Genomic DNA, 11986 nt, shown 5'->3' with positions numbered 1-11986 from the left:
CCTCCTCCTTCCCGTCTCTGAAAATATTATTGTTCTGAACGTTTTTCTCTACTTATAAGAATCAAATATAGAAACCCTAAGAAAACAGGCGTATATGTGAAAATATGAAAGATTGTTAGTAATATAGGAGAGTGTTGCTGTTGAATAAAATCTAGTCCACTGCCGTATCCAGCTCCTAAGAACCAAATAAACAATACCGTTCTAAATTGGAGTTTTTGATCCAAAACGATAAAATCGAATAAAACTACAACAAGTAGCACTAACATTGGTACAGTAATCGTCCATAATTGATCTATTTCTTCATTTGTGAAGAGCGTCAAGATGAGATATGACCACCCAAATAAACCTATGAGCCAAAACATACCTAAACTGATTGTACATAACTCACTTAATCTGTAACGTTTCATACCATGCCACACTCCTTTTTTGTTAAGGGGACTGAGCCCCTTACAGGACTCAATCCTCTTTATTCGGTTCTAGACGTTCTAATTGCTTAGGTTCTGATGCAGGTAGATTCCAAGATTCACTTCCAGCTGCAATCGCATCTGGAATGACTGGCGGTGATGGAATTTCAATTTCTTGTTGTGGCAGAATTTCACCTTGTTCTGTAACTCTTGCTGGTATCAAATCCGGAATAGACACCGTTTCACTTGGTGTAGAAACGGGAGATGTTTCTACTACAGGTTGTGGAATAGTTGACTTGACATCTATATCTGTATGTTGCGGGATAATACGCCCTTCCTCGTCTACTTTTGCTGGAATTAGGTCTGGAACAGAAACGGAATGAAGTGATGTTGGATCATTTGGAAGCATATTGTGTATGTCTTCTTGTTGTGGTGTAATTGCGTTGCCTTCAATCTCATTAGATGTAATGTCTAACTCCGTATCTGACAGTGTTGTTGTGTGGTGTTCTTGTTGTGGTAGGTGAATAGACTCTTGTTCTATTGGCATCTCATTTGTAGGGTATTCAATAATGTCTAGTGCTGATGGGTCTGCAAGTTCTTCCTCGTTTACCTTCGGCTGATCTGCGTCATATATCGATGGTTTCTCACCCTCTTCTAACGATACATAATGTGGTGGTAAGTTAGCGTCTTCCATGTCTTCCGGTACAGGTGAAGTAGCCTCTTCTGTCTGTTCCATTACAGAATCTAATTCAGATTGATCTAAACGAGCAAGTGGTTTTTGACCAGATTCATCCGTTTCCTCTTGCGTTGCATGTTGTTCTTCCGCCTCTGCTTGCTCTTCACTTTTAAGCGGAATTAATTTACGGCCATGCTTCTCTTCTTGTTTCTCTTTATCCTGGTAATCAGCTAAATCCTCTGGAACATTTGCTTTGGCAAGATGTGGTTTTCTATCTTTTTCCGATTGGGATTCAACTGGCGTCTCTGCGTCTCCCACTGCTGCCAGTTCGGCTGCTGTATTAAAATGATCTCCTATTCGCTCAATTGCTGCGCTACCAGCATCCATTGCTACTTCTTTTCCCCGATTTGCAAAACTCTCTGTCATAAGGGAGATATCTGTAACCGTTTTATAGATGTTTTTCGTTTTCTGGAAGCATGCTGCGATATTGTCTCTAAAGATGTAGCATAGAACGAACACGATAATTTGAAAAATCATCGTAGATACATACCCAGCGAGTCCTGCTTCAGGTAAAACATAGATTAATTCTGATACTGTGAAAATAATGACAAGCATCACGGACATTAACATTTTTAAAGCAAGTGGTCTAACCCATTGTTTTGCCCAACTTTCTAATACTTTACGATGTCCTGGTAATAACGCCACTGCTAAAACGATTGGCGCAATTAAACTCATTACAAGGAACCATAATTGAAAGGCTACAATCAGTAAACAGAATACTAGAATGGGAAGACCGACGAATGGATTTACAATGTAGTAGATAATAGTGAAGATGATACGCTCTCCCACAGAATCCATTTTCATCATTTGATTTTTCTTGTTTTGAATTTCATCCCCCACTATTGTATCTCTCGCTTCTCCAATTGGAGTTTTTAATAACGTATCTACACGATCCTTACCAATTTTCTCTTTTGAATCTTCTCCATACTGTAGAAATAAGTAAGGTCTCTCCACTAATATCCCCCAAATTTGTTTCTTGACTGATGATATAGCGGCTTCTTGGGATCGATTTGGATCACCTGCTACTGTTCCCGTAGATTTTGCTAAAATGATTGTGCTAATTTCTGAACTAATTGTATTCGCTGTTTTTAGTACTGTTCCCGCATTTCCAATGAAAACGAGTATAAATGTAATGACTAATACTGTTTTAACGAGTTCGTTTAATCCTGCGGTTGGTTGACGTTTTACAAAAAAGATATAAGCTGCGTAACAAGCAGATAACATACATGTCAGGCCAATAATAGAAGGGAACAATCCCCCACTTAAGAAGCCCATTTTTCCGTCTTCTCCTTCACCAATACCTGAGATGTTTTGCATTGCTGTTGCCAATTTATCCGCAACCGCTGAAACAATATCTAATTTCAACGCTTGATCAACTAAAAAAATCGTAAGCTGCGTCAACATAATATTGAGTTTAAAAGCCAAATTTACAAACCACTGACAGGTACTATAAATCATGCGCTGAAGATCTTGCCCAACACTGTCATCACCAAATATATAACCACCCAGTTTCTGCAAAACGCCTTTATCATCTTTTTTGGGTGTTTCGGTGTCAATTTCATAATACTTATCTTTATACACCTCATCTGTATGCCCTTGAAATAAACTTTCTGATATCCTTGGTCCTGGTTGTTCTTGCTTTTTCTCTTCTTCCGCTAGAGTCACTGATGACCCTAGCGGCATGAGTAGAAATGCAAAGATCATGCAAAGTGAAAGAATTTTTTTCATTCTTTTTGCCCCCATTTATGGACATGTACCGGTTTCACACTTCCTACAATATTATCTATACTGTGTGACCTTTCCCATGACCAAATATAATTTTTCCATTTCCCATCTTTTTCATCTTTTACTATCTTGAGATCAAGCGCTCTCTGCACTTTATCAACAGGATGATAATACACCACATGGTAGTAATACTCATCTTTTCCTTCTTTTAAATCGTAACGATACAAATCATATCTTTCTCCCATTTCTTTACTTGCTCCAGGATATGTGTTTCCTCCTTCCATAAATTTGTATGGTTTATAGAATAGTGCTTCTAATTTTGCTGAATCCATCTCAATAAATGCCTTCACATAATCCATTGCTGCTTTATCTGCTTCTTTCATATCACGTTCTTTTTGGCTTTCTTGTTGGTTTGCATTACTCTTTGTTTCATTTGCCCCACAACCAGATATTCCACCAAGCACTAACATGCCTGCCACACACATTCCAGATACGAATTTCATTTTTTTCATTTCCCTCACCCTCCATATACAGATAATTTAGACTTTTCTTACCTGTATTGTACTACGCTTTACGCCATTTGCATGGCACGTTCTTCTTCTGTTTTCGTTGAGGAATCAAATGCTAATGCAAGTTCTTCAAATACTGGATCAATATCAACAATGGCTGTTCTCCCGTAAATATCCTGGAACAACGCCTCGCCCCTTCTAAGCTCTCGAAGCATACGCACATTTTCTTCTGTCACTGGTAAGTTGTAATATTTCAACATTTCTTCTGCCTGGTCATCCTGCTTAAGTGAGAAACAAAACTTCATCCCTACATTGGCAATCTCTTTATTTTCCGAATTGTAGTCAGATGCGTTTTGCGTCCCAAGATATAACCCGATGTTATGATAACGACCTTCCCGAATAATTTTGTCAGAAGCGCTTGCACCTTCACGATTTTGTAACATACTAGACGCTTCATCAACCATGTAAATTTTAAAAATTTCACGATCCGAGAACATGAGCGATTTCCCAAATGCCCCTAGTGCAATTAAAATACTACGAGATAATTTATCCGTTACACCTTCATGATTTTGATTCCCTTTTGGAATGCGTAGATGCTGAATTTGTAACACTTGTAGTGGTCGTTCTAAACTAAGTACGCGATAATTTTGACCAGGCTTTCCGAATAACAAGTTTCCTAGCTGAATGGATTCTAGCGTCGCTAATCGGTTTGTTAATGCGTTTAACTTTTCTAATTCATTTGGAAGTATATTGGAACCTAATTTCATTTTTTCTAACTCTACTCGAACAAGAGATAAACAAGCGTCTTGATCCTTCGCTACCGTCTCAATCGCTTTATATAAGTAATCGTATCTTGTATCATTTAACCCGACTTCCGCTAAAAACGTTAAGATTTCAAGTGCCAAACTTTTCGCATCTTCTATCGATGCACTAATGCGAAATGGATCTAAACAGCCAGCATCTTCTTTCTGTTTTCCGAGTGTCCAAACTTCCAAGAATCCCAAATCTGGTTTATTAAATCCAGGTAATAACTTTGGCCAATCGGTCCTATCACCCTTAGGATCTGTAATGAATGCTCTCCCGCCACTAAGAACAATCCAAAAGGCTAATAGATTCATTAAAAACGATTTTCCTTTTCCAGTTTGCCCTGCAAATATGACGGATAAGCTATCAAACTCTGTCACAATATGTTCTAACGCTTTTGCCGCCAAATCTGGACGAATAAAGACCGGACGCTCTAATTTTTTGGTTTTCCCAATGTAGAATCCTTGATTATCTCCAATTTGTGTTGTGGCACCAAACATGCCTTGTGCGAGTACGCCTGGTTCTACAAACAACTTGAAATCTTTGTTGTATCGTTTTGATCCTGGTAAGAATTCATAGAAGTAGGCCAATTGGTCACCATATGGATTTACCAGTTCAATTTTCATTTTTTTATATTCTGTAGTGAGTGTCTTGATTCTCTTTTGCAATGTCTTCGCATCATTCGCATAGACACAAAATAGAACACTTAACTCATAACCTGGCGCACCTGTTCTTTCAAAACGATCTTTCACCATCCGAACACCTTGTCGTTTCCCCTCAATCGTCATATCCTTTGAGCCGCGTCCCATCATCGCTTGTTTTTGCTGATCTTCTAATTCCATTTCACTGTTCGTTAATTTTTTGGTTACCATTTCATTTTCTAAATGGTGCGCACGAATACTCAGCTCAACTGGAAACTTTAAAGCCTGTGATTGCAGTCGATAAATCCATTCGCCACCTGGAAAAAGAGAGGCCTCTGGCATACTCTTGACTGCTAAAAAAGCAACGTGCGCTTGTTCTACCTCACCCGCTTCATTTTGTCCTTCTAGGATGAGAGAACGTCCTGGACTTTCATCAATGACGCAATCTGTTAATTGAATCATTTCTTGCAAGTTTGGACGGCGTACTTTTACCATCTCGCCATCTTCCTTTGGTAATTCCATTGTTGTACCAACACGCCAATGTTTTTTCTCGTTAGGTTCCGTCATGCCACGTGTAAAGTTATGCTGGAAGAGAAAACGAATGGAAGATGATGTTGCCCGCTTTGTATTGGGAAACGCACTACGTACTTGGTGATACACAAGTTCTTCTAATTCTAAGTACGATTCGATTTCCTCTTCTAAAATATCTGTTGGAGCTAATCCTGAAATGTTGCTTGCCGTTTGCGTGAATCCCTCTCCCATCTTCTTTAAGAACTTCCATGACTCTACAACGGGATTCATAATTTTTCTTTCTTTTTTTGCTTGGTTCATCTGAACCAAGATATAAAAGCGATACTCCATACTTTCTTTTGCCATCGATGAGTTTCGAAGGTACTTTTTTACTTGTTCAAAAAAGTACCTACCAGTTGGCGCCATCGGTCCTTTTAATGTCGCAATATGTTCATCAATAATTTCATCACAATTGGTTGTACGCGGAATCACCAGAAAATGTACGTCGTAGTCTTGTTGATTAAATAAGGCAAGCTGATTACGATAATACGTTTTCTTTGTACTTTCGTCTTTGTGATCGTATCCAAAACCTTCTGCCTCAAATATGCATGAACAGCGACCATCTGCACTAAACGCTAGGTTTTTTTCAATATGTTTCAGTGGGTTTCGTTTCATACTGTTGAACATCTTGTAATTCCTCCTTTTGATTCAAAAATGTAAGAGAATAGGCGTGTATGTCTACATTCTTCTTTTCAATGGGTTGTTCTCTATTTTCTAAATCAGATGGTTCATACTGTACAAATGTAGCTCCTCTTATCACATGTTTTTTTAGTTTAGACATACGAGCCAAACGGCTACTTCGATGCTTTCGAAACAGAAATCCTACCCGAGCACGAACATAGGCCAATAATGACTTGTCGTCTGTTTTATATTGATCCACACCCCAAACAAGAAAGATAGGAAGGACAATGTAGTAAATGAGATAAAATCGATCAATAAAATCACCGAACCACCATTTAAATGGTGGAAGGATGCGGAGCGCTACAAGCCCCGCCTCCACCACTACAAAGTAACCCATTGCGCGCCAAGTAATCGCGCGGGGAAGTCGTTTTCCCATGAGTTCGTATTGTCTTCTCAAAAACTTCATATAACTTCCGTAACAATACACCACAATAGAATTTTGTTTTGGTTCTTGCATGCTCTTTCCCCTCTCTTCTTATAGGCCGACAAGTCTACCAAAAAATTCTCCGATTGCTTTCAATGCATCTGGTTTATTGATGAAGAAAACCATTGCCGCACCGCCTACAACCAAAGATGCAAAGATCGTCCAAGCACGTTTCACTGCTAAAAAGATACCCCCGATAATAAACACAATGTATAAGGCGTACGTTCCTTGCTCTTTCACTTCATCAAAAACCCCTTTTAATCCCATTCCTAATACCATATCGTTTAGCATTTGAAACATATACATTCTCCTCTCGATTCCTTAATTTTGTAGGTCTGTCACAACAAATTGTTTTCCATCTTGTTTCACAAACAAGGTGTATACCGTCTTCATTTTTGTTTCAGAGTGTGCGTCCATTAACACGACCTCTGCTTGCACCTCATAAGTGCCTTTCGTTTTGCCTGGATACACTTTTGAAGAAGTAACCTTATCAAACTTCATTGCTCCTTCTAACCCTTTCACACGAGGATTATCAAGTACATAAGCTAATTCTTTTGGTGATGCCGTTGTATACGATTTAAAAAATGTGGGTAAAAATTCTTGCATGTCTTTTTTTGTTTTCACATCTTTCATTTCTTCCCGTTCATTTTCTTTTTCTTTTACATTCGCTTTTTCATCGACTTTCACAATTTGCGGTAATCCATTGATAACAAACGCTTTTCCATCGGTTTGTACCGGAACTGATACTTGTTGCCAAACTTCTTTTACTTCTTCCCCGCTGTTATCTGGTTTCTGTCGGTGTAATTTATACTTCACTTTAAAAATGATGTTGGCTTCCTTTTCCTTCTTCTCATCCACTTTTAGAATAGTGGCATAAAGAAAATCGGAATCCCATTGTAGGCCGTTTGTTTCTAGTCCAGCTTGCGAATCGCCCGTTTGTGACAAATACCCTTTTAAGCGCTCTGCACGCTTTTTAAGGTCTTCTTCTCCTCGTTTCCAGGTAAAGTACTCTTTTGTAAATAAACGAGCAAATTCGATCGCTTCTGGACGTGTCGCAAGGTTTTGCTTGGGTGCGACTTGTTTTGTTTCTGTTTGCGGTGTTACTTTTGCATCTGCCTTCATCGTTTTAAATACTGTGGTACAAGAAACGAAAAACATCCAAGCTAATATCCCCCAAAAGAGCCATTTCCCTATTAATCTCCCTTTATAAGAGGGAACACGTAACGCCTTACGTGGTTCTCCTTCTTTTCCATTTTTCATGTTCTGAAACCAATGTTTGATTTTTTGAAACACAGCTATCATTCCTCCTTTATTTTTTACGATTCACCACCAAAAGCGATTGGTCCACCCAGGAACTTTGCAACCCCTACCATTTCTTGACTAAAGAAGAGAGACGTACCAACCAGGCCATATCCTAAGAATTTCACGCAGCCTTCCCACTGTTTCCGTTTGGCACAAATCATCAACCCTAAAAGCGAATACAACCATATGGCGAGACCTACACACCTTACAAGCGTCATTGGATGAATCATATCCATCATCATGTTCCTCCTCTATCGATCTACCAGTTTATATACACCTACTGCAACGACTCCCAAAATCAGTACGCCTTCCCAGCCTTGGCTATGATACGTCTTGATTACCGTTTCTTGTATTGCTTCCCATGCGGCTTGTGCGCCTGGTACTCTTGCGAATATCCAATCTGAGAAAACCACTAATACGATGATGCTTGCTACAGAGGATATAATAAATTTGAACACATTCTTACAACCTCACTTTCTTGTCTGGATTCCGAATATTTCGATAAATGACCCCGAATGGTTCTTGTAATATCTCCTCATACCCTGTGATATACACTGGAATGTCTGGACTACTGACATCCTTCAAATAGCGAATTAATTCTTTTTCTCTACTCTCACTCCCCGCTACAAAGACCAAACGCCATAAGGGAAGCTCATATGCCATTCCTATATGCATGCGATAATCTGCTCGTTTCTCTTCTCGTTGCATAAAATCGTTGTACCGAAGAATTTTCTTTTGTAGCACCTCTTTTGAACCATACGATCGTTCCATCTCTATAAATACACACATATTTTTATCGAGTTCGTTTTTCAGTCCAATAAGAGCTGTTCCATCGGGCCGAATCACTTGATTTTTCCCGTTTGCATATTGAAATGTACCACGTGGCTCATTAATCCACCCTTTTAATTCAAGTTTTTCTGCTTTTTTTGAAGCGATTGTCATAGCACATTCAATATGTGATAGCATCACACTATGATATACAAATGATGCTGAACGTTGTGACCATTTCGATTTCCAATGTACTTCTCCCCGTAAGCCTCTTACTACATCCACCCCTTGTGACGCCAATGTATAAACACGCTGCGGTCTTCCTGATTTCCGGGTTTGATATCGAACAGACGCACATGGTAAATGTTCGCATTTCAGATAATTCGCTTTCGTTAGTTTTCCTAAGCGATTCAAAACGGATCTCTTTTGATATCCCGTATAAATTTTCGAATGAATGTATTCGAAGTCTACATATATGTGATTGTGTATATCTACCAGTAATTGTTCATCATCTAAGTGCAATACAACATTCATACGATTTCACTCCTTTTCCCAGCTATCAAAACCACTGACTTCCTCTTCTATCCCTGTTTCTATTTTTTGATTTACTTCTTTTGATATGTCAGGCTGCTTTTCACTTTTTATGTTCTCCATCTCATGTTTCGCTTCCGCTGTAATCCTTTGGTTCGTTTCTACATTTGAGTTAGGAAAAGGAATAACTTGTGCCGCTTGCTTATTTTGTTTTGTTTCTTGTATGTTTGTATTTTGACTATTCCTTTCATCCACTTGCTCTTTGCTTTCCTGTTTTTCACTTGTTCCCCTTACCAAGGAAGCCTTCTCTTCCATTTCGTCTAAACCGGATTCAATGGTTGGTTCTTCTTTTTTTAGCATCACTTTTTCAGATACAAGATACTTCCCTTTTCCATATAAGAACTCATCAATTTCTTTATCAATTTCTGAACCTGATTTTCCCGTGCTACGCTCCAGTTCTTTAATTTTCGTTTTCGTCCATTCATTCGAAGCTTGAATTTCTTGTTCTATTTGATAATTGGCTACTTTTCCACTTGGCAAGTATCGCTCTAATGGCGGAACACGTATCGTACACCACACATTTTGAGCATCCCCATCTATTCGGTCCTGTGTTTGAATGGCCACCACCAAGTTAGGCAAACTTTGCAGATATTCTGTACGAAATTGTTTTTGCATAATTCCTTCTAATGTTTTCGCAGAATTAAAGCCTTGCCTACAGACAAAGTAATTTCCGCCTGCTTCTGTTAACATGTCTGTCAGTTCTTTGTCTAGCTGCCCTGATACTTGCTGCGTAATCACCCAAAGACCTAATCCGTGTTTCCGATCTTTCGCAATAATTTTTGGAAGAACTGGCACTTGTACGTCATGCGCTTCATCAATCACCACTAAATGAAGTTTAGAACCATGTGGACGCTGCTGTGCAATGCGGTGATATTGACTACTGATATAACCGACTGTAAGTTGAATATCTTCTTTACTCATTCCTGCTAAATCATAAAAAATGAGATGTCCTTGATCCATCCATTTGCGGATATCTAATGAAAAGCCAGTTTGCCCATACATACGTTTCAAGTACAAGGTATTTCGGAATATATCTAAACGATTTAATATCGCTTGTGTGCTGTCCTCTAAAGCTTTCCCTACTTCATTTTTCCAAAAATGAGCGTAGTACTTTTTCTCTGTCCCTTGTAGATTTTGCAACACATTTGCTCGGAATAATTCATCGCTAATGAATAACGGGATACTTAAAATCGTATGATTTTGACTTCCATCACACAGCAAGGTACCAATAATCGCTCGTAATAAACGCTCTGTTTGTTGCGCTTGCCCTGGAATCATTAACTGAATCATTTCCATAATGGATTCAACAACTGTTTGGATATCTTCTCCTGGAAAGCGATGAAATAAATTGAGTGCTGGTGGATAATCCGTATCTCGAAAACGGATAAAATGAACCTTACTCCAATCAACACGTTTCCCATCCTTTTCCGCTTTCAATAAACGATTGAGCGCAACATAAGCCAAATCTTTTGTTGGATCAAAAAGGGACTGTCCCCCGGCTTCATCTGGATTTTCTAACCATTCATCTATGATGCTCTGCATCACTTTCATAGCAACTGTACTTTTACCAGAACCAACTTTCCCTGTAATGTAGCCATGATTTTTGAAAAACTCTTCTCGAATCTTTACCAGCCTATTTTTGATATAAGGATGCATGACATGACCAATCGTAATACCTTCTGCCAACATGTCATCTGGTATCATTGCTTCTCCTTTATCGAGATATAAAATGTTCTTCTCTATTTTATTGTTTTTATCACCTGTCACATTGGGAAGATGCATCAAATTGAGAAGCTCTGATCCCGTCCAGACCATTTTTCCGTATACTGGATGGGGTACAATTGGCATACAACGTCTCAACCTTCTATACCGAAGCTCATTCACATCTGCCATTAAACTGGCTACCATATGACCAATATTTTTAATCACTGGTACACCTGGATGATGATTACTCGCAAAAGAAACAGAAACTTGAAAAGCCACTTCGTTTTTGGAAAAGCGTTTGTTTAAGGCACGTATTTCTTCTTTCTCAAAAGCATCTAATCCATCTTTTTTCTTTTTTTTGATTGCTTTTTCTGCTTTTCGAATGCCCTTTGTCAATCGATATCCATTGTCTGGAGAAAAAGCAATGTCTACCCATGTCTTTTCCTCCATCGCATTTCCTAGCATCGGTAGTACATCTCGTGTATACCGCGCTAAGGACAACGTTGCCTCCAAGCGTTTTCTTTTTAATACCATTCTTCCTCCCACTGCTTTTTTCGTTGGAAATGGCATTTCTTCTTTCAAGATGGTATACACCTCACTGTTGGTATACACACTCTGTATGGCTTCCACAATCAACTGTAATTTATCCTCTGGACCACCAATATAGTAACGAACACGCTCCTTACGACCTTCTGGACGGTACATGATCATCCGATACCAATCTCGCCCTTTTCTCAGGCGTTCAAGTGGTTTCCGTCCTGTACCATGTACATGTCGGATCATTTGGCCTAACTTTTCTGTTGTCACTTCATCCTCAATATGTGGAATCAACATGACATATCGATACCGTTTTGTTTCAAAATGTAAATACAAGTAATGTAGGGCTATGCGAATCACAGCATATACGATTATTCCCCACAAGATTAGGCGGCAAATGCTAACTGTTACATCAATCACTGTTGGTACACGTTTCATGATTTCCGTCACTATTTTTTCTCTGGAAAACCAGACAAAACCCACAGCTCCTAAAACTAAGAGCGCTTTCCAATTCTTCTCAATCATATTTTCAAGTTCTTTATCAAACTTGCTGCGCGCCACTCTTTCACTTCCTTTCTATCTGGTAATGA

General features: G+C 39.0%; 11 protein-coding genes. All 11 read right to left on the bottom strand.

From position 1 onward, the window contains the following. Positions 1 to 26: 26 nt before the first annotated feature. Genes MHI28_RS35000 through MHI28_RS34950 form a run of 11 tightly spaced genes read right to left on the bottom strand, consistent with a single transcriptional unit; the run spans position 27 to position 11957 of the window. Positions 27 to 407 (bottom strand): hypothetical protein, encoded by a 381-nt coding sequence (locus MHI28_RS35000; RefSeq protein ID WP_340829263.1) that lies wholly within the window; start codon positions 405 to 407, stop codon positions 27 to 29. 49 nt (positions 408 to 456) lie between these two features. After that, entirely contained in the window at positions 457 to 2868 is a 2412-nt protein-coding gene (locus MHI28_RS34995) for a CD3337/EF1877 family mobilome membrane protein (protein ID WP_340829260.1), read from the bottom strand. Then, positions 2865 to 3377 carry a hypothetical protein gene (locus MHI28_RS34990; RefSeq protein WP_340829257.1) on the bottom strand — a complete coding sequence of 171 codons (513 nt, stop codon included), beginning with the start codon at positions 3375 to 3377 and terminating at the stop codon, positions 2865 to 2867. Before MHI28_RS34990 ends, MHI28_RS34995 begins: the two co-directional genes overlap by 4 nt. Positions 3378 to 3436: 59 nt before the next feature. After that, positions 3437 to 6016 (bottom strand): ATP-binding protein, encoded by a 2580-nt coding sequence (locus MHI28_RS34985; RefSeq protein ID WP_340829254.1) that lies wholly within the window; start codon positions 6014 to 6016, stop codon positions 3437 to 3439. Beyond that, positions 5976 to 6527 (bottom strand): TcpE family conjugal transfer membrane protein, encoded by a 552-nt coding sequence (locus MHI28_RS34980; RefSeq protein ID WP_340829252.1) that lies wholly within the window; start codon positions 6525 to 6527, stop codon positions 5976 to 5978. Before MHI28_RS34980 ends, MHI28_RS34985 begins: the two co-directional genes overlap by 41 nt. An 18-nt stretch (positions 6528 to 6545) precedes the next feature. Further along, positions 6546 to 6794, bottom strand: coding sequence for a TcpD family membrane protein (locus tag MHI28_RS34975; protein WP_340829249.1), 249 nt, complete (start codon positions 6792 to 6794; stop codon positions 6546 to 6548). A gap of 21 nt (positions 6795 to 6815) precedes the next feature. Next, positions 6816 to 7787, bottom strand: a complete 972-nt coding sequence (locus tag MHI28_RS34970) for a conjugal transfer protein (RefSeq protein WP_340829247.1) — start codon at positions 7785 to 7787, stop codon at positions 6816 to 6818. A gap of 23 nt (positions 7788 to 7810) precedes the next feature. Next, a complete protein-coding gene (locus MHI28_RS34965; RefSeq protein WP_340829245.1) occupies positions 7811 to 8035 on the bottom strand; it encodes a hypothetical protein in 225 nt (74 codons plus the stop codon). A gap of 12 nt (positions 8036 to 8047) precedes the next feature. Then, a complete protein-coding gene (locus MHI28_RS34960; protein ID WP_340829243.1) occupies positions 8048 to 8254 on the bottom strand; it encodes a hypothetical protein in 207 nt (68 codons plus the stop codon). Positions 8255 to 8258: 4 nt separating this feature from the next. Further along, entirely contained in the window at positions 8259 to 9098 is an 840-nt protein-coding gene (locus MHI28_RS34955) for a replication-relaxation family protein (RefSeq protein ID WP_340829239.1), read from the bottom strand. A 6-nt stretch (positions 9099 to 9104) separates the two neighbouring features. After that, a complete protein-coding gene (locus tag MHI28_RS34950) occupies positions 9105 to 11957 on the bottom strand; it encodes an ATP-binding protein (RefSeq protein WP_340829236.1) in 2853 nt (950 codons plus the stop codon). Between the last annotated feature and the right edge of the window lie 29 nt (positions 11958 to 11986).

The organism is Bacillus sp. FSL K6-0268 (genome assembly GCF_038005425.1).
Taxonomy (GTDB): Bacteria; Bacillota; Bacilli; order Bacillales; family Bacillaceae_G; genus Bacillus_A; species Bacillus_A thuringiensis_S.
Note: the sequence above shows the minus strand (reverse complement) of the source record. Positions and strands in the feature narration are given on the sequence as shown.